This is a genomic window from Bradyrhizobium sp. 613_E4_N2_2 (assembly GCF_052075995.1).
In the GTDB taxonomy this organism is placed as follows: domain Bacteria; phylum Pseudomonadota; class Alphaproteobacteria; order Rhizobiales; family Xanthobacteraceae; genus Bradyrhizobium; species Bradyrhizobium barranii.
Genome location: NZ_CP197234.1, coordinates 550,911 through 575,975, shown reverse-complemented (window position 1 = coordinate 575,975; position 25,065 = coordinate 550,911). Strand labels below are relative to the sequence as shown.

General features: G+C 65.7%; 18 protein-coding genes. 11 read left to right on the top strand and 7 right to left on the bottom strand.

The features are described from left to right. The 3 genes from AB7290_RS02690 to AB7290_RS02680 are packed head-to-tail and all read right to left on the bottom strand — an operon-like array spanning position 1 to position 2,830. A complete protein-coding gene (locus tag AB7290_RS02690) occupies positions 1-957 on the bottom strand; it encodes an MBL fold metallo-hydrolase (protein WP_085403648.1) in 957 nt (318 codons plus the stop codon). Positions 958-980: 23 nt separating this feature from the next. Next, positions 981-1,205 (bottom strand): DUF2783 domain-containing protein, encoded by a 225-nt coding sequence (locus tag AB7290_RS02685; protein ID WP_014490505.1) that lies wholly within the window; start codon positions 1,203-1,205, stop codon positions 981-983. Positions 1,206-1,213: 8 nt separating this feature from the next. Then, positions 1,214-2,830, bottom strand: a complete 1,617-nt coding sequence (locus tag AB7290_RS02680; RefSeq protein WP_085403649.1) for an FAD-dependent oxidoreductase — start codon at positions 2,828-2,830, stop codon at positions 1,214-1,216. Positions 2,831-2,940: 110 nt separating this feature from the next. Between AB7290_RS02680 and AB7290_RS02675 the strand changes: the two genes are divergently transcribed. Together AB7290_RS02675 and AB7290_RS02670 are read left to right on the top strand one after the other, a co-directional pair. Further along, the gene (locus tag AB7290_RS02675) at positions 2,941-3,483 is read left to right on the top strand and encodes a MarR family winged helix-turn-helix transcriptional regulator (RefSeq protein ID WP_085403650.1); all 543 of its coding nucleotides are present in this window, start codon (positions 2,941-2,943) and stop codon (positions 3,481-3,483) included. A gap of 45 nt (positions 3,484-3,528) precedes the next feature. After that, positions 3,529-4,293, top strand: coding sequence for a class I SAM-dependent methyltransferase (locus tag AB7290_RS02670; RefSeq protein WP_244623222.1), 765 nt, complete (start codon positions 3,529-3,531; stop codon positions 4,291-4,293). Positions 4,294-4,312: 19 nt separating this feature from the next. On the opposite strand, the gene AB7290_RS02665 is transcribed toward AB7290_RS02670, so the two are convergent. Then, the gene (locus AB7290_RS02665) at positions 4,313-5,119 is read right to left on the bottom strand and encodes an N-acyl homoserine lactonase family protein (RefSeq protein ID WP_085403652.1); all 807 of its coding nucleotides are present in this window, start codon (positions 5,117-5,119) and stop codon (positions 4,313-4,315) included. Between the two features lie 367 nt (positions 5,120-5,486). On the opposite strand from AB7290_RS02665, the gene AB7290_RS02660 reads away from it, so the two are divergent. From AB7290_RS02660 to AB7290_RS02645, 4 genes are all read left to right on the top strand, one after another. Further along, positions 5,487-6,995: a caspase family protein gene (locus AB7290_RS02660; protein WP_085403653.1), complete on the top strand. Its 1,509-nt coding sequence runs from the start codon at positions 5,487-5,489 to the stop codon at positions 6,993-6,995. A gap of 146 nt (positions 6,996-7,141) precedes the next feature. After that, positions 7,142-7,813, top strand: a complete 672-nt coding sequence (locus AB7290_RS02655) for an OmpA family protein (RefSeq protein ID WP_085403654.1) — start codon at positions 7,142-7,144, stop codon at positions 7,811-7,813. A gap of 177 nt (positions 7,814-7,990) precedes the next feature. Then, entirely contained in the window at positions 7,991-8,920 is a 930-nt protein-coding gene (locus AB7290_RS02650) for an efflux RND transporter periplasmic adaptor subunit (protein ID WP_085403655.1), read from the top strand. Next, positions 8,920-12,054: an efflux RND transporter permease subunit gene (locus tag AB7290_RS02645; RefSeq protein ID WP_063980494.1), complete on the top strand. Its 3,135-nt coding sequence runs from the start codon at positions 8,920-8,922 to the stop codon at positions 12,052-12,054. The genes AB7290_RS02650 and AB7290_RS02645 overlap by 1 nt, the downstream gene beginning before the upstream one ends. Before the next feature lie 136 nt (positions 12,055-12,190). Here the strand turns inward: AB7290_RS02645 and AB7290_RS02640 are convergent, their stop codons facing one another. Continuing rightward, positions 12,191-12,865: a Crp/Fnr family transcriptional regulator gene (locus tag AB7290_RS02640; RefSeq protein ID WP_135215353.1), complete on the bottom strand. Its 675-nt coding sequence runs from the start codon at positions 12,863-12,865 to the stop codon at positions 12,191-12,193. Positions 12,866-13,112: 247 nt separating this feature from the next. Between AB7290_RS02640 and AB7290_RS02635 the strand changes: the two genes are divergently transcribed. The 3 genes from AB7290_RS02635 (at position 13,113) to AB7290_RS02625 (ending at position 18,927) form a co-directional block, all read left to right on the top strand. Next, positions 13,113-15,155, top strand: a complete 2,043-nt coding sequence (locus AB7290_RS02635) for an AsmA family protein (protein WP_085403657.1) — start codon at positions 13,113-13,115, stop codon at positions 15,153-15,155. Between the two features lie 247 nt (positions 15,156-15,402). After that, complete coding sequence (locus AB7290_RS02630; protein ID WP_085403658.1) at positions 15,403-17,850, top strand: adenylate/guanylate cyclase domain-containing protein; 2,448 nt, start codon at positions 15,403-15,405, stop codon at positions 17,848-17,850. 210 nt (positions 17,851-18,060) lie between these two features. Next, positions 18,061-18,927: a hypothetical protein gene (locus AB7290_RS02625; RefSeq protein WP_085403707.1), complete on the top strand. Its 867-nt coding sequence runs from the start codon at positions 18,061-18,063 to the stop codon at positions 18,925-18,927. Here the strand turns inward: AB7290_RS02625 and AB7290_RS02620 are convergent, their stop codons facing one another. Further along, positions 18,928-20,196: a Spy/CpxP family protein refolding chaperone gene (locus AB7290_RS02620; RefSeq protein ID WP_085403659.1), complete on the bottom strand. Its 1,269-nt coding sequence runs from the start codon at positions 20,194-20,196 to the stop codon at positions 18,928-18,930. 142 nt (positions 20,197-20,338) lie between these two features. Beyond that, on the bottom strand, positions 20,339-21,352 hold the full coding sequence (locus tag AB7290_RS02615; protein ID WP_441253353.1) for a LysM peptidoglycan-binding domain-containing protein: 1,014 nt from the start codon (positions 21,350-21,352) through the stop codon (positions 20,339-20,341). A gap of 187 nt (positions 21,353-21,539) precedes the next feature. On the opposite strand from AB7290_RS02615, the gene AB7290_RS02610 reads away from it, so the two are divergent. Continuing rightward, complete coding sequence (locus AB7290_RS02610; protein WP_085403661.1) at positions 21,540-22,235, top strand: hypothetical protein; 696 nt, start codon at positions 21,540-21,542, stop codon at positions 22,233-22,235. A 158-nt stretch (positions 22,236-22,393) separates the two neighbouring features. Then, positions 22,394-25,057: a bifunctional diguanylate cyclase/phosphodiesterase gene (locus tag AB7290_RS02605; RefSeq protein WP_085403662.1), complete on the top strand. Its 2,664-nt coding sequence runs from the start codon at positions 22,394-22,396 to the stop codon at positions 25,055-25,057. Positions 25,058-25,065: the final 8 nt, after the last annotated feature.

Here is a 25,065-nt window from a genome sequence, read left to right as displayed (position 1 = left end):
CTATCCTCCTCCTTGCAGGGCGGCCCACATTTCCTGGTCGCGCTTGTCGGTCCAGATCACGGGGTCGTCGATCCCCGACGCCTCGTCATAGGCGCGCGACACGTTGAACGGCAGGCAGTGCTCGTAGATGGCGAAGCTGTGGAACTTCGGGTCCATCACTTCGCGCGTCGCCGCCATCGATTCTTTCAGCGTGCGCCCCTTGGCGACGGAGACCTCGGCCGCGCCATAGAGCGAGGTGACGAAGTCGCGCGTCATCGCGATGGCTTCGCGCACCGTGGCTGTGCCCTTCAGCGCATCACCGCGGCCCGGCGCGATCGCCTTGGGATTGAAGTTGCGGATCTCGTTCAGCGTCAGCGGCCATTCGCGCAAATGCGCGTCGCCGCAATAGCAGGCCGAGTGATATTCGATGAGGTCGCCGGAGAACATGACCTCGGCATCCGGCACCCAGGCGACGATGTCGCCGGAGGTGTGGCCCGCGCCAAGCTGCATCAGTCGCACTTCGCGCTTGCCGAGATAGATCGACATCTCGCCTTCGAAGGTCAGCGTCGGCCAGGTCAGGCCGGGAATGCTCGCGGCATCCTGGAACAGCCGCGGGAAGCGGCCGTATTCGGAATCCCAATCCTGCTGGCCGCGCTCCTCGATCAGACGATAGGTTTCCTGCGAGGCCACGATGCCCTGCGCCTTGTAGGCGGACGCACCGAGCACGCGCACGGCGTGGTAGTGCGACAGCACGACATATTTGATCGGCTTGTCGGTGACGGTGCGGACGCGCTCGATCACCTTGTTGGCCATCGCCGGCGTCGACTGCGCGTCGAACACCAGGCAGCCGTCGTCACCGACGATGATCGCGGTGTTCGGATCGCCCTCCGCGGTGAAGGCATAGAGATCGGTGCCGATCTCGGAGAAGGTGATCTTCTTTTCGGAGAGATCGCCGGTGGATGCGAAGTTCTTCGCCATCAGGTCATCCTTAGGTCTTTGGGTTATTGTTGTTGCTGTTGTTGCTGCTGGCCGTCGGTCATGCGCCGCTTCGCGAGCACGATCGCTTCCCGCAACACGTCGATGTCGCCGATATGGTTGGCGAGGATCAGGACCAGTGCCGCGTCGAAATCGGCGCTCTGCTCGTCGGTGAAGCCGCGGTGCGCCTCGACGATGGCACGAAAGGCATCGTCGGGCCGCGCGAAGTTGGAGCTGGTTGAAAGCGGCATGCGAATCCTCAATTCAAGCCTTGGGCCCGCGACAACGCGGCCGCGATCGCCGCACGCGTCGGATGGTGGAAGCGCGCCGCAACGTAGCCGTCGGGCCTGAGCAGATAGGCTGTACCTGGCTCGGCGCCATAGCGCTTTGCGACAAGGCCCGAGGGATCGGCAAGCCCGCCCTCGCCACCGATGCGGATATCCTTGACACCATCGGGCGCATCGACCGCCGCGCCATTGCTGAACGACAGCAAGGTGAAGTCCGCTCCACCCCGGCGGAATGCGTCGGTCAGATAGGCCTGCTCGCCAACGGGGGCGTCGAGCATGGAGCAGCCGGGCAACGGTCCGCCGCGCCACGCATCGGCATCGGGCGATGACAGCGGCGAGTCGTAGCTGCACGGTACCGAGAGCCGCCCACCATTGACCATGCGCTTGCCGAACTCCGTTTCCTTGGCCAGCGACAGCACCGCCTTGCGCAGCCGCGCCTCCTGATGCGAGTTCGGCGCCATGAAATCGGTCGAGCGGGTCGATTCGCGGATGTTCTCGTCGGCAGCCAGGCTGCGCTCGACATGGTAGCTCTCGAGCAGGCTCGCGGGCGAGGTTCCGCGCAGCACGCGGTCGAGTTTCCAGGAGAGGTTCTCCGCGTCCTCTAGCCCGGAATTGGCACCGCGCGCACCGAAGGGCGAGACCTGATGCGCGGAATCGCCCGCAAAAATCACCCGGCCGTGGAGGAAGCGATCCATCCTCCGGCACTGGAATTTGTAGAGCGAGATCCACTCGAACTCGAACTTGTCGTGACCGAGCATGCGCGCGATCCGCGGCCGCACGTTCTCCGGCTTCTTCTCGACGACGGGATCGGCAAAGCGATTGAGCTGGAGATCGATGCGCCAGACATCGTCGGGCTGCCGGTGCAGCAGCGCGGAGCGCCCGGCATGAAACGGCGGATCGAACCAGAACCAGCGCTCGGTCGGGAACTCCGCCGTCATCTTGACGTCGGCGATCAAAAATTGGTCCTCGAACACCTGGCCGGCGAAGTCGGCGCCGACCATCTGCCGCAGCGACGAGCGCGCACCGTCGCAGGCGACGACGTATTGCGCGTGCAGGCGATAGGCGCCCTCCGGCGTCTCGATCGTCAGCGCGACGGAATCGTTGCGCTGTTCAAGCGCCGTCACCTTGTTGCGCCAGCGCAGATCGATCTCAGGGAGATCACCGATGCGATCGACCAGATAGGCCTCGGCGTAATATTGCTGGAGATTGATGAAGGCCGGCCGCTTGTGACCGTCTTCCGGCAGCAGGTTGAACTGGTAGAGCTGGGACTCGCCATGGAAAATGCGACCGACGCTCCACACCACGCCCTTCTCGACCATGCGGTCGCCGACGCCGAGCCGGTCCCAATATTCGAGCGACCGCTTGGAGAAGCAGATCGCGCGCGAGCCTTCGCCGATCCGGTCGGCATCATCCAGCAGCACGACGCGCTGGCCGCGCTGGGCAAGGTCGATCGCGAGCGACAGGCCCACCGGGCCCGCGCCGACGACCACCACGGGATGCTCGGCCGCGCTGTGGCCGGGACGATCCTGGTCGGGGTGGCGGCGATAGCCGAACTGGGTTTTGGCCTGCTGCGTATTGGCCTGCGCCATGCGCTAACCTCGGCTCTGGTCAAGAGAGGACTGATCTGCTAGATAGTCTCACGTGCAACTATTTTGGACCGGAGCCGGCCGGCCGTCAACTGGAAATCGGAGCGCAAGTCTTGGCGAGGACATCCAGCGATGCGGCGCTGAAGAGACAAGAGATGGACGAGGCGTCGCCGCGGCCGAAAGCGCGGCTCGATTTGTTCAAGTTCGTGCCGTTCCGCCTCAACCGGCTTGCAGCGGAGGTGAGTTCCGCGCTTGCGGTCGAATATCAGGAGCGGCACGGCCTCGACATTCCGGCCTGGCGCGTGATCGCCACGCTCGGCTTCCGCAACGATGCCTGTAGCGCGCAGTACATCGCGCAATGCACGCGCACGCACAAATCCACCATCAGCCGCGCCGTGACCACGCTGCTACACCAGGGGCTGATCGAGCGGGTCGAGAACGAAGCCGACCGCCGCGAATTCCGCCTGCAACTGACGAAGAAGGGTCGCGCGCTGTACGAAGAGCTGTTCCCGCAATTGCTGCGACGGGAAGACGAGATCCTCGCCTGCCTCTCCGCGCAGGAGCGGAAGCAGCTCTCGGCCCTGCTCGGCAAGATCGAACAGAGCCTCGACCTAGTCCAGACCAGCGAAGAGGCCGACGCGAAAGAGGCGTATTAGGGCGCGTACTCATAGAGGTGCAGACGTCGGCTTTTGGGAGGCCGATTGAGAAAGCTTGGCAGGTCCGTGACGGCACTGGCTTATATAACGGCGCTACTTGCGGCGTTTGCCGCAACTCGCGCATACGCCGCTGACATAGGTTATCTGGCTTCCCCCGGAGTCGCTGCAAACGAGTTTCCCTCACCACAGCGCCCTGTTGCACGGATCGTCAGCCCGCGCCGCGCCGCCGAAGAGCGCCGAGACGCCCTCAATGAGGCCGGTCAAATCGCACGTGCTCTTGAACTGAAACCAGGTATGACAGTGGGCGACATTGGAGCAGGCAGCGGCTACCACACGGTCAGGCTCTCGCACCTCGTCGGCCCCGCCGGCTCTGTCGTTGCCCAGGACGTCACGCGGGATTACCTCATCGAGCTCGCCACGCGAACAGAACGTCTGAAGTTGACGAACGTGCAATTCGCCCTCGGCGAACCACACGACCCGCGTCTGCCCGCTTCCTCGCTGGATGCTGCAATCCTCGTGCACATGTATCACGAGATAGCCCAACCCTATGCCTTCCTCTACAATCTCGCGGCCGCTCTAAAGCAGGATGCGCGGGTCGGAATTGTCGATCTTGAGCTTCCGACGTCGAAGCATGGCACGCCAATTGAGCTCTTGCGCTGCGAATTGACCGCCGTCGGCTATCGCGAGGTTGCCACATATAAGCTCGCAGGGGACGGAGGATACCTGGCGGTATTCTCTCCGCCGGAGGTAGCGGCTCGAAAATCTCCCCGCGATATCGTTGCTTGTGCGGATCCTGCCGGCACTCGCTGACACCACGCCCCGGATTCCGTCACTTCGCAAACGACCGCGACGGCGGCAAATGCAGCGCCCAGGCATCGACCTTGTCGCTGGCACGCGGATAGATCTCCGTCACGATCGGATCGTGGCCGGGAATGAACCTGTCAGGATGACCGGCGAGGCGTTCGATCGTCTCCCAGCCCTGCGCCATGTCGCCGATATTGTAGACGATGGGGAACGGACTCCTGCGCTGCAGATTGGCGTAGTAGTGTGCGGCATCGGACGCCAGCACCACCGGCCCGCGCGCGGTCTCGACCTTGACCACCTGCAAGCCATCGGAATGGCCGCCGACACGATGCACGGTGACGCCGGGCGCCACCTCGCCGTCGCCGGAATAGAAATTGACGCGCTCGCCATAGACATGACGCACCATCTGCGTGACGTGCTCGACCGAGAACGGATGTCGCAGCAGTCCGTTACACATGCAGCGTCCCGTCGCGTAAGCCATCTCGCGCTCCTGGAGATGGAAGCGCGCGTTCGGGAAGCGATCGAGATTGCCGGCGTGGTCGTAATGCAGATGCGTCACGATAATGTCGCGAACGCTCGACGCCGCGACGCCAAAGCGCTCCAGCGCATCGACCGGATTGAGCGTCAGCTTGCGCGCCCGCGCGCTCGCCTCCTCGGCGTTGAAACCGGTGTCCACCAGGATGTCGCGGCCGCCGCCGCGGATCAGCCAGACGAAATAGTCGAGATCCTGTGCCGCGCTGTCATGCGGGTCGGGCTGAAGGAAGTTCATGTTGGGGGTGCGTGGCGACATCGTCGCATAACGCAGGGCGTAGATTTCGTAGGCGTTTCCCATGGTTTTCTTTTCTGAGTTGGACCTTCGGGGACGATCAAGCGCACCAAGCCATTGTCGGCCGCAAAGGTCAAACACCGGAGGGCTGCGACAGCGTCCAGCCTGCTATGTGAGACCCCTCACATCTTCTTTGTCGCGGCTGCTCCAGCATCCTGCCGCAGAGTCGAACCAGATGGCGCCGAGCACAACCGTGATAGTCCGTTTATTCCCCTCCCGGCGCGCCCATGCATCGCGGTCAATTGTCGCGATAATGCCGAATCTCCAAGCGGTTGACGCCCCCCTTCCGCGGTTTGATAATGCACATTGCGTAAGTTAAGGTCGCCGCGGCGCAAGCTGGGAACGGCGCCTTTTTGGCTGGACCGCGCTGATTATGAAAATTCGCTTCCTTTTTCTTCTGCCCTTGCTCGTTTCGCTCGTCCCGGTTGCGCCATCCCTGGCCGCCGGCGACCGTTATGCGTTGGTCATCGGCAACGCCAAATATCCGGACGCGGACGCCCCGCTGAAGGAACCGCTCAACGACGCGCGCGACGTCGCCGACGAGCTAAAGCGCGACGGCTTTTCCGTTGAAATCGGCGAGAACCTGACCGGCGACGGCATGCGCCGCGCCTTCGACAAGCTCTATGGCAAGATCAAGCCGGGCTCGGTGGCGCTGATCTTCTTCAGCGGTTTCGGCATCCAGTCAGCGCGCCAGAGCTACATGCTGCCGATCGACGCGCAGATCTGGACCGAATCCGACGTGCGCCGCGACGGTTTCAGCCTGGAGACCGTGCTCGGCGAGCTCAATACCCGCGGCGCGGGCGTCAAGATCGCGCTGGTCGACGCCTCCAGGCGCAATCCCTTCGAGCGCCGGTTCCGCAGCTTCTCGGCCGGCCTGACGCCGGTCATCGCGCCGAACGGCACGCTGGTGATGTACTCGGCGGCACTGGCCTCGGTGGTCTCGGACGCGGGCGGCGATCACAGCCTGTTCGTCCAGGAGCTCCTGAAGGAGATCCGCGTCCCCGACCTGATGGCCGAGGAGACGCTGAACCGCACCAAGATGGGCGTCACCCGCGCCTCGCGCGGCGAACAGGTGCCGTGGATCTCCTCTTCCCTCGCCGAGGATTTTTCCTTCATTCCGGGCGCCGGCGGATCGCGTCCGTCGATGACGGCACCACCGCCATCGCCGCCGGTCGTCGCCAACAACCCGCCGCCGGCTCCGCCCGCACCGCCTCCGCCGCCGAAGCCGGCGGACACGGCAGCGGCACCTGCTCCGGCACCAGCACCGGCGCCCTCACCGAAACCGCAGGTCGAGGCCGCCTTGCCGCCGGCGCCACCGCCGGTGAAACCAGCCGAGACCACCCCCGCACCGAGCATGGATAGCGGGCCGAGCGCGGCCGCGCTGGCGGAGGATCCGACCATCAAGGGCCTGACGGCCAAGATCGCCGCCAATCCTGATGACGTGAACGCGCTGTACCGGCGCGGTCAGGTCTATGCCAGCAAGGGCGCCTACAATTTGGCCATCAAGGATTTCGACGAGACGCTTCGGATCAACGCGAAGGACGTCGAGGCGTTGAACAACCGCTGCTGGACCCGCACCGTGGTCGGCGACCTCCAGGGCGCGCTGAAGGATTGCAACGAGGCGCTGCGGCTGAGGCCGAATTTCGTCGATGCGCTGGACAGCCGGGGGCTCGTCAATCTGAAATCGGGAGCGGTCAAGAACGCCATCGCCGATTTCGACGCAGCCCTGAAGATCAACCCGCGCCTGACCTCCTCGCTCTTTGGCCGCGGGATTGCCAAGCAGCGCAACGGCTCGGCGCAGGAAGGCGCGCTCGACATCGCCAATGCCAAGGCGATGGACCCGAACATTGTTCAAGAGTTCGCAAGCTACGGAGTACGCTAGTATTTTTTTGAATTGAGGCGGCAGACGCCTCGAACCCTCGGCGGCCCAGGGAAGACTAACGGACGGATGCCGCAGGCGGCCTTTCCCGGGGGGCCATTGCAGGAATTTTTGGAACCGCGCGGTCAGCTGCGCAGGAGGGACTGGCAATGAGATTGGCTGCAAAGGGATTTACCGCGATCCTGTCCATCATCACGGTCGGCGCCGCTCTGTCGCTGACGACTCCGCTCGCATTCGCGGGCGACGACGGCAACAGCAAGAACGTTACCGAGGACGAGATCGTCCGCGCACTGGCGCCGCCGCCGAAGAAGCCGTTGACCCGCGGCCTCTCGATCGCCCCGCAGGCCGATCCCGCACCCAGTGCGGCGGAAACCAAGCTGATCCAGTCCGTGCGCGGCCGCTCGACGCGCTCGCTTTCGTCGACCGAGCGCGAAGAGATCGCGTCGGTGGCCAAGGACAAGCCGAATATCGATCTTGAAATCACGTTCGACTACAACTCGGCCAATATCAGCGCCAAGTCGCTCGGCTCGGTACAGGCGCTCGGTCGCGCGCTGACCAGCCCCGACCTGAAGGGCTCGACCTTCGTGGTTGCCGGCCACACCGACGCCGCCGGCGGCGAGGGCTATAATCAGGACCTGTCGGAGCGCCGCGCGGATTCGATCAAGCGCTACCTCGTCGACAAGTACGGCATCTCTGCGACCGATCTCGTCACCGTCGGCTACGGCAAGAGCAAGCTGAAGGACCCGGCCCAGCCGATGGCGGAGGTCAATCGTCGCGTCCAGGTCGTCAACATGGAAAACAAGACCACCGCATCGAAGTGAGAGCACGACGTAATCCTTTGAAGTGCCAAATCCTTTGAAGTGCCAAGTCGTGATGTGGTGTAAAGTCTTGCTTCAAAAGCGCGTCCCGCAGCCTTGTGGGACGCCGCTTTATTTCAGGGAAACGCTCTCAGCAGGCCTCGTGCGGATGGCCGTGAGCCAGGCCAGGACAATCCGGCGATGAACGCCTCCGAATATCTCAAGCCTGCCGGAACCGTGGTGTTCGTCGTTGCGCTCGGCGTCGGCTATTATCTGTTCGAGCATCGGCATCGCCCCGAGGCGAAGGAAACGCCGAGCGAGGCGCTCGTCATCGTGACGAAGTCGACCAACGCCTGCTTCTCCGACCTCGTGCGGGTGACCGGCTTCTTCGTGCCGCGCCGCGAGGCCGTGGTCGTCGCCGACCAGGAAGGCTCCAGGGTCACCGACCTCTTTGTCACCGAAGGCGCCATGGTCACCGACAATCAGGAGCTGGCGCGCCTGACGGCGCCGCCGCAGATCCCCGGCCAGCCACAAAGACCCGGCACGCAAGGCCCGATCTCGCTGAAGGCGCCCGCGCCGGGCCTCGTTACCGAAGTACGCACCATCGTCGGCGCGCCCGCCTCGCCGCAGGCCGGCCCGATGTTCCGCATCGCCGTCAACAACGAGATCGAGCTCGACGCCCAGGTCCCGGCGGTGCACATGCCCAAGCTCAATCCCGGCGCGACCGTGCGCATCAGCCGCGATGACGCGCCCGATTTGATCGGCCGGGTCCGGCTGGTCGCGCCCGAAATCGACCGCACCACGCAGCTCGGCCGCGTCCGCATCAGCGTCACCAACAATCCTTCGCTCAAGGTCGGCGTGTTTGCCCGCGCCTCGATCGACGCCAAGCGAAGCTGCGGCGTCTCGATCCCCAAGACCGCGATCGACCATCTCACCATTCAGGTCGTCAAAAACAATATTGTCGAGACGCGCAAGGTACGGGTCGGGCTGTCGTCCGACAGCGCGACGGAAATTCTGGAAGGCCTCGAGGTCGGCGAAATCGTCGTGGCCGACGCCGGCTCTTCGCTCCATGACGGCGACCAGATCAAGACCATGTTCGCCGATGAACTCGATCGCACGCGGGTACGCTGATGGCTCTCAATATCTCGGCTTGGTCGATCCGCAATCCGCTGCCGTCGGTCGTCTTCTCGATCATCCTCCTGGTCCTCGGCTGGGTGTCCTTCACCAAGCTCGCGGTGACGCGGCTGCCTTCGGCCGACATTCCCGTGATCTCGGTCGTGGTGTCGCAGTTCGGCGCAGCACCCGCTGAGCTCGAATCCCAGGTCACCAAGACGGTTGAAGATGCCGTCTCCGGCGTCGAGGGGGTCAGGCACATCACCTCCTCGATCACCGACGGCGTGTCAGTGACCACCATCCAGTTCGCGCTGGAAACCAACACCGACCGCGCGCTCAACGACGTCAAGGACGCGGTGACGCGCGTGCGCTCCAACCTGCCGCAGAACGTCACCGAGCCGCTGATCCAGCGCGTCGACGTCATCGGCCTGCCGATCGTCACCTATGCCGCGATCTCGCCCGGCAAGACGCCCGAGCAGCTCTCCTATTTCGTCGACGACGTCGTCAAGCGCGCGCTGCAGGGCGTGCGCGGCGTTGCCCAGGTCGAGCGCATCGGCGGTGTCGAGCGCGAGATCCTGGTCTCGCTCGATCCGGACCGGATGCAGGCGATGGGGCTGACCGCGGTCAATGTCAGCCAAAGCCTGCGCGGCACCAATGTCGACGTCGCCGGCGGCCGCGCCGAGATCGGCAAGAACGACCAGGCGATCCGCACGCTTGCGGGCGCGAAGACACTGGGCGATCTCGCCGGCACCATGATCCCGCTGTTCGGCGGCGGTGAGGTCCGGCTCGACGATCTCGGCACCGTCACCGACACCATCGCCGACCGCCGCACCTTCGCCCGCTTCAACGGCGAGCCGGTGGTCGCGCTCGGCATCAAGCGATCCAAGGGCGCCAGCGATGTGAAGGTGGCCGAGGCCGTGCAGAAGCGCATCGACGCGCTGAAGGCCGCCTATCCCGACGTCGACCTGAAGGTGATCGACACCTCGGTCGAATATACCAACGGCAATTACCACGCGGCGATCTCGACCCTGTTCGAAGGCGCCATCCTTGCCGTCATCATCGTGCTCCTGTTCCTGCGGGACCTGCGCGCCACCATCATTGCCGCGATCTCGCTCCCGCTGTCGATCTTCCCGGCGTTCTGGGCGATGGACCTTCTCGGCTTCTCGCTGAACCTCGTCAGCTTCCTCGCCATCACGCTGTCGACAGGTATTCTCGTCGACGACGCCATCGTCGAGATCGAGAACATCGTCCGGCACATGAACATGGGCAAATCGCCCTATCGTGCCGCACTTGAAGCCGCAGACGAGATCGGCCTTGCGGTGATCGCGATCTCGCTGACCATCATTGCGATCTTCGCGCCAGCGAGCTTCATGTCGGGCATCGCCGGACAGTTCTTCAAGCAGTTCGGCATCACCGTCTCGGTGCAAGTGTTCTTCTCGCTGCTCGCGGCGCGCTTCGTCACGCCGGTGCTGGCCGCCTACTTCCTCAAGCACCATGCGCACGAAGAGCCGCCGCCCGGCCGCGTGCTGCGGGCCTATCACAGGATCGTGGCCTGGTCGGTGAAGCACCATTTCATCACCGTGCTGATCGGCTTCGGGGTGTTCGCCGCCTCAATCTGGAGCATCACGCTGCTGCCGCAGGGCTTCCTGCCGGCGCAGGACAGCGCGCGCTCGCTGCTGGCGCTCGAGCTGCCGCCGGGCACCCAGCTTGCCTACACCGAGAAGGTCACCGAGGACATCGTCGCACGCCTGCGCAAGCGGCCGGAGGTGAAGAGCATCTTCGTCGATGGCGGGCGCGTCCCGCCGGGCACCCAGGAAGTCCGGCGCGCCTCTCTGATCATCAACTACACGCCCAAGGACAGCCGCGACATCACCCAGCGCGAGCTCGAATTCTCGATCAGCCAGGAGCTGGAGAACGTTCCCGACATCCGCTTCTGGTTCCTCGACGAGAACGGCCTGCGCGCCATCTCGCTGGTCGTGACCGGCGTCGACGCCAACATCGTCAACAACGTCGCCAGCGAGCTCGCGACGCAGATGAAGCGGATTCCGACGATCTCCAACGTGATCTCGGAAACCACGCTCGAGCGGCCCGAGCTGCGCATCGAGCCGCGCGCAGATCTCGCCGCGCGCCTCGGCGTCTCCACGGAAAGCCTGTCGCAGACCATCCGCGTCGCCACCATCGGCGATGTCGGGCCCGCGCTCGCCAAGTTCGACGTCGGCGACCGCCTGGTGCCGATCCGCGTCCAGCTCGAGGACGCCGCGCGCGGTAATCTGAGGACGCTCGAACAGCTGCGCGTGCCGCTCGGCGAGCGCGGCGAGAAGGGCGGCGTGCCGCTCTCGGTCATCGCCGACGTCAAGCTCGACCAGGGTCCGACCAGCATCAACCGCTACGATCGTGAGCGGCAGGCAACCGTCGCCGCCGACCTCGTCGGCTCCGCCGCACTCGGCGACGCGACCAAGAAGATCTACGACCTGCCGGTGATGAAGAGCCGGCCGAAGGGCGTGAAGGTCTCGCCCTCCGGCGACGCCGAAAGCCTGAACGAGCTGTCCGACGGCTTCGCCACTGCGATCACCGCGGGCCTGATGATGGTCTACGCCGTGCTGGTGCTGCTGTTCGGCACCTTCCTGCAGCCGATCACCATCCTGTTCTCGCTGCCGCTCTCGATCGGCGGCGCCATCGCCGCCCTGCTCATCACCGGCAAGCAGCTCACCACGCCGGTCTGGATCGGCATTCTGATGCTGATGGGTATCGTCACCAAGAACGCGATCATGCTGGTGGAATTCGCCATCGAGGCAATCCGCGCCGGCAAGCCGCGCGAGGAAGCGATGATCGACGCCGGCATGAAGCGCGCGCGCCCGATCGTGATGACCACGATCGCGATGGCCGCGGGCATGACGCCGAGCGCGCTCGCGGTCGGCGCCGGCGGCGAGTTCCGCTCGCCGATGGCGCTCGCGGTGATCGGCGGCCTGATCTTCTCGACCATCCTGTCGCTGGTGTTCGTGCCCGCGATGTTCATGGTGATGGACGATCTCGGCGCCCTGATCTGGCGATTCGCAAAGCGCCTGATCGTGCACAGCGAGGATGCCGACACCGCCGATCATCACGGCACGGCGCCGGATAAAAAGGGCATGGTACACCCAGCGGCGGAGTAGCCGTGATACGTCGACAGCTCAAGCTGGTTCAGCGAGCGGTGTCAGCGAACCCGGCGTCGCAGGAGATCGTCTCCGCTACGAAGCGTTCAAGCGCACCGGTCGCGCCGTCCGAACGACGAAGGTTTAGCCGATCTCTCTACTCGTTCCGCGCGATCGCCGTCAGCTTGGTCATGTTCCGCAGCAGGATGCGGCCGCGCTGGAGGTCCAGGATCGCCTCCTTCCGCCAGGCCTGAAGCTGGCGGTTGACGCTCTCGCGGGCCGCGCCGACGAAGATGCCGAGCTGCTCCTGCGAGATGTGGACCTCCGAGCCGAAATCGGCGGCGAGCGCGCAGAGCCGCCGTGCCAGCCGCACCGGCAGGGGTTGCAGCATGGATTCTTCCATGCGCTCGCTCTGCCAGCGGATGCGCTGGCACAGCAGCGCGATGATCTTGATCGCGACCTTCGGCTCGCGTTCGAGGAAGCTGAGAAAATCTTCGCGCCGCAGCACGAACAGTTCACTGGCTTCGCCTGCGGTCGCATCCGCAGTCCGGCTCTGGCCGTCCAGCACCGCGACCTCGCCGAACAGGTCGCCCGGCCCCATGAAGTTCAGGGTCAGACGGCTGCCGTCGGAGACGCCGGTCTCGATACGGACCTGGCCCCGGCGCATGCCGAACAGCGCGTCCCCCGCATCGCCCTTCTGGAACAGCACCTCGCCATTCCCCAGATGCTGGGTGTGGCAGAGATTCGACAGCCGCTGGAGCTCGTCTGCGCCGAGATCGGCGAACATCGCGTTCATCTTCAGGATGACCGCAAATTCGGCCTGCTTGCTCATTTCAATGTCCTTGTGAATTTCCTTAGCCAGTTTCCCTGGCAAATCGCTTGGAACCATCAAATCAGGATCGCGTAATACCGCGCCGGCGAAGTGTGTCATAAGTCACATAACTTTGCAGCACCCCCTGACTATTTTTACGTGCTTGGAGCCGCTTCCCGTCCGGGGATAAACTCAGGTGCAAAGGACGGATGCATAGGACGGTCATCTGCGGGATTCGCCGCCGATTGTCCGTCGTTGGAAAGTTGACATGAGAGCAGTGAAATTCGCCGGCGCGGCGATCGCCGCCGTCATCATCGTGATCGGGCTTCTCCTCGTGGTCGGGATTCCCTCGGGATTCCTGACCACGACGATTGCCTCGCGGGTCGAGAGCGCGACCGGTTATCGCCTGTCCATCGACGGCACCACGAAGATCAGCCTGTGGCCGACGCTGAACGTCACGCTCAACGATCTCACGCTTCAGGACCCGAAGGACCGCAGCGGCATCACGCGCCTGACGGTCGACAGCGTGCAGGCCGACATGTCGCTCTCGAGCGTATGGTCGGGCAGCCCGAAGATCAGCGAACTCGTCGTCACCCATCCCGTGCTCCACCAGCCGCTGCTGCGTGAGCGACTGCCGAATGCCGGCACCGCGTCGAAGCCGCTGGCGCTCGACACCGGTGGTGCGACCATCGACCGCGTCAAGGTCATCGACGGTGAAGTCGCATTCGCGCGCGTGCGCGACCGTGTCGAGGGCCGCATCAGCGCCATCAACGCCGACGCAGTCGTTGGCCGCGACCGCAAGGTCGACATCGCCGGCACCGCGCGGGTCGGCGATCACCCGACCAAGTTCGACATCAAGGCGTCGACGCCGGCGCCGCCGGCCGACCGACCGACCATTCCGGTGGATTTCGCCATCGACATGCCCGATGTGCTGAAATCCCAGCTCACCGGTCATGCCGAGATGCGGCTGAGCGGCGATGTCGTGATGATCAACGGCGTGAACGGCAGGCTCGGCGACGGCGCCTTCAACGGCTGGGCCTCGGTCGATATTGCGAGCAAGCCTCTGGTCAAGGTCGATCTCGACTTCCAGCGGCTCGCGATTCCGGTCGCGAAATCGCCGGAGGGCACGTCGGGACAGCCCTGGAGCAATGCACCGATCGACGTGTCCGGGCTCAATTATGTCGACGCACAAATCAGGATCTCCGCGAACGAGGCCGTGATCGGCGATACGCGCATCGCGCCGCTGGCGCTCGATGCGAAGCTCGCCGGCGGCGTGCTGAAGGCCGGCACCGCCAATCTCGGCGCCTATGACGGCCAGGTCTCGGGCGAGGTGATCCTGGATGCCACAAGCGGCGCACCGAGCTTTGCCATGCATTCCGATCTCGTCGGCGTGCGCGCATTGCCGCTGCTCCAGGGCCTTGCCGAGTTCGACCGGATCGACGGCAAGCTGCAGGCCAAGCTCGCGTTGCGCAGCGCCGGCACCAGCCAGCGCGCGCTGATGGCGAACATGCAGGGCACGGCCTTCGTCAATTTCCAGGACGGCGCCATCCGCGGCATCAATATCGCGCAGATGATCCGCTCGCTGACATCGGGTACGCTGTCGGGCTGGCAGGACAGCGAGGCCCAGAGCACGGATCTGTCGCAGCTCTCGGCGTCCTTCCGCATCGACAAGGGTCAGGCAGTGACGACCGATCTCAACCTGATCGGACCGCTGGTGCGCGTGACCGGCGCCGGCACCATCGCGCTCGACACCAAGATGATGGGTTTTCGCGTCGAGCCGAAGCTCGTGATGACCACCGAAGGCCAGGGCCGCGCGTCGGAGCCGGTCGGCTTCGGCATTCCCGTGATGATCCAGGGCAGTTGGTCGCAGCCGCGGATCTACCCAGACATGGCCGGCATGCTGGACAATCCGGACGCCGCCTATGCCAAGCTGCGCGAGATGGGCAAGGGCCTGTTCGGCCCTGACGGCGCCGGGCTCGGCAATATTCTGGGCAGCCTCGGATTGGGCGGCGCCGCAGCGCCGGGCAGCGGCAACGCGGCCGGCAATGCCAATCCGCAAACCCAGCAACCGGGACAGAACAACCCGCTCGGCGGCCCGCTGGGCGAGGCGATCGGCAATTTGATCCAGCAAGGGCTTTCCGGCGGCGCGGGGACCAGCACTGGCACCGGCCGCAGCCGCGGCCTGCCGGCAACACCGTCCACCCCCGCTCCGCAAGCCTCTCCCGCGCCCCCGGCCCAGGACGACCCGGCGGTGGTGCAGCAGGACAGCCAGCCGATGAACGACGTGCTGCGACAGCTCTTTAATCGATGATTGGCCGACCAACGCACTGGACTCCACGCCAATCCCTACATCGGCCTCCCCGTCCGCCGCTTCATCCGAAGGGATGAGGCCGCGACAATTCACGACCCTTTCGGCCTAGCCCGGCGTCGACAGCGGGTAACCACGCTGGGCGGTCGACCGGTCGCAGGACCGTCTCCTGGCCCGAATTGTGGTAGAAGGGCGCCTGGACCGGTACGGCCCGTAGCGCCGGCGTCGATGACGGCGCGAGAGGATCTGGATGGCGGGAGCGAAAGACAAGACACGGTTTCTGCGCGAGGGCCTGTTCGCCAAATACGTCGTCTCCCTCGTCGGCCTCGTCGTGTTTGTCCTCGCCGTCAACGGCGCGATGGAGACCTGGATCTCCTATCGCGCCACCAAGACCCAGCTGACCGACGGGCTCGACGACAAGGCGCAAGGAGCCGCCCGGCGGATCGAGCAGTCGATCTCCGAGCTCGAGCGCCAGATCAGCTGGGTGACGCGGGCAAGCCAGGACACGCTCGAGAAGCGCCGCGCCGACTACGCATCGCTCCTGCACCAGGTCTCGGTCGTCAATCAGCTGTTCCAGCTCAACGGCGAGGGACGCGAGGTGCTGCGCGTCTCGCGCCAATCGACCACGACCGGTGGCAATGCCGACCTCTCCCGCGACATGCGCTTCACCGACACGGTTGCCCGCGGCGTCAGCTACGCGCCGGCCTGGTTCTCCGACCGGACGCCGATGATGTCGATCTCGGTGGCGCATTCCGGCTTCAATGCCGGCGTCACCGTGGCCGAGATCGATCTCAGCTTCCTCTCCGACTTCCTGTCCGACGCCCAGGTCGGCAAGGCCGCGTTCGCCTATGTGGTCGATCCGCGCGGCCGCGTGCTGGCGACGTCGTCGAAAGGGCCCGATGTCGGCAAGGATCTGTCGAAGCTGCCGCAGGTGGCGGCGGCGATTGCGCCCGGCCGCGAGCCCGACACGTCGGGTACCGACTTCAACGGCCATGCGGTGATGAGCGCCGCCAGCACCGTGCCGAAGCTCGGCTGGAACGTGATGTTCGAGCAGCCGACGACGCAGGCGTTGATGCCGATCCGCGACCAGCTCGTGCGCATCGCGCTGTTGATCGGCATGGGCCTGATGGTCGCGATCCTCGCCGGCACGCTGCTCGCCCGCCGCATGATCATCCCGATCACGGCGCTGCGCGACGGCGCGCACAAGCTCGGCGAAGGCGATTTCAGCCACCGCATCGACGTCCACACTTCCGACGAGCTGGAAGACCTCGCCGGCCAGTTCAACCGCATGGCGGGCCAGCTCCAGGAAACCTATTCGGACCTGGAGACCAAGGTCGAGGAGCGCACCCGCGATCTCGCGCAGTCGATCAACGAGCTCAAGGCGCTGGAAGAGGTCGGCCGCGCGGTCGCCTCCTCGCTCGATCTCAACGCCGTGCTACCGACCATCGCCGCGCGCGCGATCGAGATTACCCATGCCGATGCGGTGCTGATCTACGGCTTCGATGCCGAGACGCGCCGCTTCAACCTGATCGAATCCAACGGCATCGACAAATCGGCCGACGGCGCGCATGTCACGATCCAGCAAGGCGCGAACATCCTGAGCGATGCCGCCGAGAGCGGCGAGCCGATCGCGATTGCCGATCTCGACCGGGCCTCCGAGCAACCGCTGCGCGACGTCGCGATCGATGCCGGCTTCCACTCCGTGCTGGTGGTGCCGCTGGTGGACCAGCAGGGCCCGCTCGGCTCGCTCGTGGTGCTGCGCCGGGCCGGCGGCGAGTTCGGCGGAAGCCTCACCGGCCTGATGCGCACCTTTGCCAACCAGGCCGTGCTGGCGATGCGCAACGCGCGGCTGTTCACCGAGGTCGATCACAAGGGCCGCGAGCTCGCCGCGGCACATAACACCGTGCAGCAGCAGGCGGCAAAGCTCCAGGAGCAGACCGAGCAGCTTCGCAACTGGAACCGCTCCCTGGAAGAGCGCGTCGAGAAGCAGCTCGGCGAGATTAGCCGCATCAAGCGGCTCGAACGTTTTCTCGCGCCGCAGGTCGCCCAGCTCATCGCTTCGTCGGATGGTCATGACTCGCTGCTCGACAGCCATCGCCGCGAGGTCACCGTGCTGTTCTGCGATTTGCGCGGCTTCACCGCCTTCACCGAGGCGACCGAGCCGGAAGAGGCGATGAACGTGCTGCGCGAATATCACGCAGCGCTCGGCAAGCTGATCTTCAAATACGAGGGCACGCTCGACAAATATGCCGGCGACGGCGTGATGATCCTGTTCAACGCGCCGATCCAATTCGAGGACCACACGCGGCGCGCGGTGCAGATGGCGGTGGAGATGCGCGACACGATCGGCCCGCTGACCGAGAAGTGGCGCAACCGCGGGCACACGCTCGGCTTCGGCATCGGCATCGCGCTCGGCTATGCCACGCTCGGCCAGGTCGGCTTCGAGCAGCGGCTGGAATATGCCGCGATCGGCAGCGTCACCAACCTCGCCTCGCGGCTCTGCGACGAAGCCAAGGCCAACCAGATCGTGGTCAGCCGCCGCGTCTACGGCATCGTCGAGCCCTGGGTCGAAGCCCGCGCGCTCGACGACCTCGTGCTCAAGGGGTTCAATCACCCGGTGCTGGCGATGGAGATTTTGTCCTGGCGCGAGGAAGTGGAGAACGTAGTGGATGCCGCGGCGGCGCGCCGGCGAGGGTAGCCAACAACAAAAACGCGAAAACAACCCCATGCACAGTAGACGGGGGCTGTCGGATCAATGACTTACGCGGGTGCCGGAGCGGTTTGACACGTCGGGCAAAACACCGGCAGGATGGTATCATCTCCCACACCGCGCCCACGAACCACATCCCTCCTCCCCGCGACTAACCATCGCCTCGATGGCGAGGCGAGAATCCGGATGGAGACGATCGTGGCGTTTGCCTTGCCTTCGCGCGCGTATGATTTGCAGATGCTGGACCGTCCCGCGGATCGTGCGCGCGATCACGGTTGGGTCTTTGGCCTGCCGCCGGGCATCAGCAGCGAGCAATGGCCGCTCGATCCCGTCACCGGCTTTCCGCTGATGCACGGCTTCACCTTGAAGCTGCCGGACGATTATCGCGTGCATGGCGAGGACATCGTCGCGGTCTCGTTCTTCGCCACCGCGCCCGATCACAATGACGGCGGGGCGCCCGATGATCCCGAGATTCGCGAGGCCGTGGCGGCGCGACCCGCGCATCCGCGGCTTTCGCGCATGACCGACATTCTCGACTACGAATATGCCGCGTTGCTGCTGACCAAAGCCGAATATGAGGGCGCATTCGCGGCGCCGCCGGCGCCGCTTCCGCTTGCGACAGCAGATCGGCCGCGCTGGCTCGACGTCGGCGGCGCCAGTGCCTTCTTCGAGGCCGCCGCGCCTTACGCAAAGAAGATGTTTGCCGCGCAGCCGCGCGCCGATCTCAGCGAGACCCGCGCGATCGCGCTTGTGCCGCGCGCGACCGATCCCAATGCCGGCAAGGGCCCGCAGGACGAGCACACAAGACAAAACCCGCCGACCGGTTATCAGCCCTACTATTACTATGTCGGCGGCGTGCCGAGCCGCGACAATTTCCGCCTGCACGACTGGGGCAAGGATCACGCGCACAACCATCTCGGCGGCACCATGCGGCCGTGCCAGGCGGTGCCGGAGATGAGCCCGTTCTACATCGAGTTCGAGGAATATTTCGGCGGCTACAATTTCGGCGGCGGCAACGCGCAGCTCGACTTCAAGGACATGAAGTTCGACTGGGCGTGCGGCTGATCACGCCCCTCGCTTCGGCCCGATCGCCTCGAAGCCGGCCTTCTGCTCGTTGCTCAAGTCTGCCTCGAAATCGTCGAGCGCGTCGCCGACGCCCTTCACCGCCTGCAGCATCGTCTCCAGCCGCGCCTTCACGGCCGTGAGGCGGGCCTGCGGCGTAGGCTCGGCCTTGGACGGGCAGGCGCTGAGTGTCTCCATGGTGCGGAGCGTGGTGTCCTGGAGCACCTCAAGCCGGGCGCGAGCGGTGTCGTCAAGCCTCAGCGTGGACGCGATCTCGCCGGCGGGCCATTGCTGCTGCACGAGCTGCTCGTATTGCCGCTGCGCCTGCACATCATAGCGGGGATCGTAGCCGGCCTCGCAGGCGGCTGGCGCCTGCGCGTCCTTGCGCTGGCCGGCCGCAAGCGCGGCACGGCGCTCATTGGCCAGCGCGTCGAGCTTTGCCTTCTGGCCGGCATCGAGGAGATCGACGAACTTTGCGAGCGGCGGTGCGATAGCGTCCGTCGCCTTGATCATGGCCGCGAGGCGCGTCTGCATCAGGCCGAGGCGCTCCGCGGCGGTCGCGGGGGCCTGCGTCGGGCAGGCCGTGCGGATGGTGTCGCGCGCAACGACCCAGGCGGTCGCGAGCTCATCGAGCGCGGCGCGCTGCAATTCGTTCGGCTGCACCAGGGCGGCGATACGGTCGACCGGCAGGCCGCCGGTGTCGCTGGCATCGCAAACGGCCTCGACCGAAGGGACCTTTCGCGCGCGCCTGCCTTGCGGCGCTGTGTAGGCGGCGAACTCCGTGGCCGCATAGGGCGCGAAGATCGCGGCATAGATGTCGCCATAGCCATAGAGCGAGAGACTGGTCGTATCGCCCAGGATGATTGCGGTGGTGAGGTCGTCATGCGCGAACGGCCAGAACACGGGGCCGGCCCAGCCATAGCTGCCATCGGGGTGGCGCCACCAGCCCTGCGGGCGGCGGCCACCGTGCCAGCCCGACAGCGCAGCTTGCGCCGTGAGCGCCGCACGCAGGATGTAGGGGTTGGCCGGCTGACCGCGTTCGGCGCCGCGAGGATCCTGCGACCTCAGCGCGGCGGAGCGGTATCGGCCGCCCCGTACCGCCATGCGCGCATGGCGCAGGCGTGTCATGCCGATCACGTGGCCGACGGCAAAGCGCGCGACACCGAGCGGGCCGCCGCGCAATCCGAACTGTGCCTCGGCTTTATTCGGCAGCAGCACTGCCGCAATCATGAGAGCAGCGCCCGCCAGCGCCAGTCCCATGCGTCCGGACATGAAAGCGGACCTGACCACCTCGGCCTCCTCCCAGCGCCAAGCGCGCAGTGGGTCGCATCACAATGACGCGCTGGGGAACCGAATGTTCCGGAGAGACGGAGGGCAAAGCGTCGCAACGCGCACCGGCGTTGCCGATGCGACCTCAATCCGCCTTCCGCGGCACCACAAAAGTCTGGCCGGGATAGATCAGGTTGGGGTTGTGGATCTTGCCCCGGTTGGCGTTGTAGATCACCGCGTAGCGGGCGCCGTCACCGTAAGCGAGCCTGCTGAGCGCCCACAGGCTGTCGCCGCGGGAGATCACCCGGTTGCCGCCCGCTTCGGCCGGTGCGCCGCTGATGGCGTCCGCCGGCGACGCCGATGCAACGGTCGTGGCCGCGGGCGCTCGCGCCATCACCCTGGGTTTCGGTGCACCGATAAATCTCGGCTGAACCGTGGGCCTGTCATGCGCCGATGCCTGGCGCGCCGATGCCGACGGCAGGGATGCCACGACATCAGACTTGTCGTCGGACTTCTCGGCCTGCTTCAGCTCCTGCTTCGCGGCCGGTGCCGGGCGCGCGGGCGGCGGCGCGGCTTCGGCGATGGTCACCGGCATGCTGCGGCCCGACTGCGTCACGGTACCGTCAGGCGCTTTCGCCCGCAGGGTCAGCTCATAGGAGCCGGCGGGAAGCTGCGGCGGGGTCATCACGAACTGGCCCGAGGCATCGGCGACAACCGTATCGAGCGGCCTGCCGTCGCGCAGCAGCTCGACCTGTGCACCCGGCGCGGCCCGACCCGCGATCACCGCCGCCTCGCCGTGATCGTCGACGCGCGCGACGTCGAACCGCGGGCCAGCATCGGTCGTGGCCGCCGGCGGCTTGGCCGGCACGAGATCGGCCAGCGCCGTGGCCTGCTTCTGCGTCTCGGCCAGCGCATCGACCTTCGGCGCGGAGGCCGGGGGCGCCGATGGCGCGGCGGCGAGCTTTGGCTCGTCCAGCTTCGGCTCTGGCTTGGTCTCCGCTTTGGCTTCGGGCTTTGCCTCCGGCTTGGCGGCGACGGCGATCTCGGTCTGCGCGCCGCCCGGCAGCAGGCGGCGCAGCTCGGTGGGACCGATCACCAGCAGGGTGCCGCCCACCGCGAGCAGGCAGAATGCAATGAAGGCCTTGGAAGCGGTGATCATCAGACAATGAACCCTTGGGTCGCAAATCAACCGAGGCCGGCAAATTGCGCCGATTTGGCTGCGTCAGCAAGTCGATCATTGGGATGATGCACCTTTCGTTCCGGCACGCCCGGCATGAACCGGCGGGGCACCGACGGCGTCAAATCACCGAGGCCGCATCGCGGTCATTTCTCGAGGATTTTTTTCCGTGACCGCATTTTGCCGTCCCGCACCATGGCTGGCGCTTGTCCTGACACTGGCCGCCTCTCCGGCGCTCGCCGCATCCGGCCCGCCGCCGGACTACATCCTCACCAACAATGCCGGCCTCGCCTTCACCTCGCCCGATGGCGCCACCAGGATCGAGCAGTACATGAAGGACGACGGGGATTGGGACGTCAAATGGCAGGTCTGGGCTCGCCGCGGCGAGCAGATGACGGAGCTGAAGCCCGAGCAGGGCTACGGGGCCGGCTTCCGCTTCACCGGCGACTCGCAATGGCTGGTGCGGATGCAGAAGACCGGCTCGGGCGAGCAGGACCTCTATCTCTACCATGTCGAGAAGGGCGCCTTCGCGAGCGCGACGAAGAAGCCGCTCAGCGATCTCGCCTGGGCCTATTTCTACGGCCGGCCGGAGACGAAGAGGTTCGCCAAGCTCGACTTCCATATCTCGGCCAATCTCATGGAGGGTACGGAAGAGGCCTATCGCTCGCTCGGCATGGACTGGCCCAACAACCGCTACCTCGTGATCTCGCTGTCGGGCGAATATGACAACCATCCCAAGAACGTCGCCATGAAGGGACTGGGCGGCTGGCGTTGCCGCTATGATCTCGAGACCGGAAAGTTTGACGTGCCCGAGACGTTCGCCAAGAAGAATGCGGAAGCCTTGAAGTGGGAAATCCGCCGGTGATCCCCGGAATCGCGTCAGCGTAAATCCAGCCTGCGGAACTCCCGCCGACCGAGGGAAAACCAACCCTCTGATTCCGTTCCGATTCATGTTTTCCTAACCCTTACTGGTAACGGGCTCTTGTCGGTTTTGCTGCATCTTGCATCCCACGGGAGGGCTGGATGGGCACATCAATCCGATGGACCACGCGCATGCGCGCGTTGCTCCGCCGTTGGCAGGGCGCGCCGCTGACGTGGCTGATCGCCGGCGGCTTCGTGCTGATGGTCGCGATGGCCATCGGCACCGCGCTCACCGTCGATCGTTTCCGGCAAAATGCAATCGAGAGTGGCCGCGACAGCCTGGAAAACTCCGTGCGCATGCTCGCCCGGCATTTCGACCGCGAATTCGCCGACTTTGCGGTGCTCCAGAAGAGCGTCATCGCCGAGCTCGAGAGCCACGGCATCACATCCGCCGATATCTTCCGCAGCGAGATGGCCACGCTGGCCATGCACGAGGTGCTGCGCGCCAAAGCCAGCGGCTGGTCCGACGTTGCCGGCGCCAACGTGTTCGATTCCAACGGCGTGCTGATCAACTCGTCGCGGCGCTGGCCGGTCGCCGATATTTCGGTCGCCGACCGCGGCTATTTCAATCGCCTCAGGAACGATCCGGCCTCGCAGGAAGAGATCGAGGTCGTGCCCGGCCGGTTCGGCAACGGAGCTGCGATCGTGTTCGCGCGGCGCGTCTCCGGTCCCCACGGCGAATTCCTCGGCATGGTGTCGCGGGCCATTTCGCCGGAGCAGCTCGAATCCTTCTTCGCCTCGGCGGGGCTCGGCGAGGAATCCTCGATCGCGATGCACCACCAGAATGGCCAGCTGCTCGCGCGCGTTCCGCATGTCGACGCGATGATCGGACAGAATTTTCGCAACGGCACGCGCGAGCAGATGGCGGTGTTCGAGCGCACCTTCGTCACGACGCAGCTCGCCAGCCCGATCGACGGCAAGGACCGCATCGTCGCCGCGCGCCTCCTGACCGGCGAGCCGCTGGTCGTGGTCGCGACCAAATCGCTGGACGCGACGCTGGCGACCTGGCGGACGCAGACAAAATTCTTCGTCGCCGTCGCCGTGCTGTCGATCGGCCTGCTCGTGCTCACGCTGTTCCTGATCTTCCGCCAGATGACGCGCAGGCTCGCCGCGGAGAAGCAGCAGCTCGACACCGCGATGAACACCATGACGCAAGGCCTGTTGATGTTCGACCAGGACGAGCGGCTGATCGTCTGCAACCGGCGCTACATCGAGATGTACGGGCTGTCGGCCGACGTGGTGAAGCCCGGCGCCTATTTCCGCGACGTGATCCAGCATCGCCATGACACCGGCTCGTTCCACGGTGACGTCGCGTCCTATTGCGACGACATTCTGAGCAATACCGGGCGAACCCAGAGCGCCGTCGTCGAGACCGCGGACGGCCGCCTGATCGAGATCAAGAACCAGCCCGGTGCTGCCGGCGGCTGGCTCGCGACCCACGACGACGTCACCGAACGCATCCGCGCCGACGAGCGCATCGCGCATATGGCGCATTACGACGCGCTGACCGACCTGCCCAACCGCGTGCTGATGCGCGGCCATCTGGAGCGCCGCATCGCGGAGCTTGCCCAGGGCCAGCCGTTCGCGATCCTTTACATCGACGTCGACGAGTTCAAGGGCGTCAACGATTCGCTCGGCCACGAGGTCGGCGACGAGCTGCTCCGCCAGGTCGCCAACCGCCTGCGCGCCTGCGTCAGCGGCAACGACCTCGTTGCGCGGCTCGGCGGCGACGAATTCGCCATCGTCAAGGCCGGCACCAGCGACCGGGCCGAGCTGACGGCGCTGGCGGAAAACATCCTCAAAGCGCTGCGTACGCCCGTGGACTGCAAGGGCCAGGAGATCCCGACCGATGCCAGCATCGGCATCGCGATCGCGCCGGATCACGGCGACAATCTCGACGACCTGCTCAAGCGCGCCGATCTCGCGATGTATGCAGCGAAGTCCGAGGGCCGCCGCACCTTCCGCCTCTTCGTGCCCGAATACGACGCCAAGGCGCGGCTGCGCCGCCAGCTCGAGCTCGACCTGCGCCAGGCCCTCGCCCGCGGCGAGTTCGAGGTGCATTACCAGCCGCTGGTCGATCTCGCGGCCAATGTGGTCAACGGCTGCGAGGCGCTTCTGCGCTGGCGCCATCCCGAGCGCGGCATGATCTCGCCCGCCGACTTCATTCCGGTCGCGGAAGAGACCGGGCTGATCGGCGAGATCGGCGAATGGGTGCTGAAGCAGGCCTGCACCGAGGCGGCGAGCTGGCCCGGCGATATCCATGTCGCGGTCAACGTCTCGCCGGTGCAGTTCCGCGCCAGGACGCTGGCGCTCAAGGTTGCAGCCGCGCTCGCGGAGTCAGGACTTGCGCCCGGACGGCTCGAGCTCGAGGTCACCGAGACCGTGCTCATCCGCGACGACGAGGAGGCGCTGACGATCCTCCAGCAGCTGCGCGAGCTCGGCGTGCGCATCGCGCTCGACGATTTCGGCACCGGCTATTCGTCGCTGAGCTATCTGCACCGCTTCCCGTTCGACAAGATCAAGATCGACCGCAGCTTCATCAGCGACATCGGCCAGTCCGAGGATTCCTCTCCGATCGTGCAGGCGGTGGTGCACATGGCGGCCGCCCGCCACATGGCGACGACGGCCGAAGGCGTCGAGACCGAGGCCCAGCGCGAGGTGCTGCGGCAGCTCGGATGCAGCCAGATGCAGGGCTGGCTGTTCAGCCCCGCCGTGCCGGCGGCGAAGCTGAGGCAGCTGTTGTCGGCGCAGGCGGTGGCCGCTTAGCGCGGCCA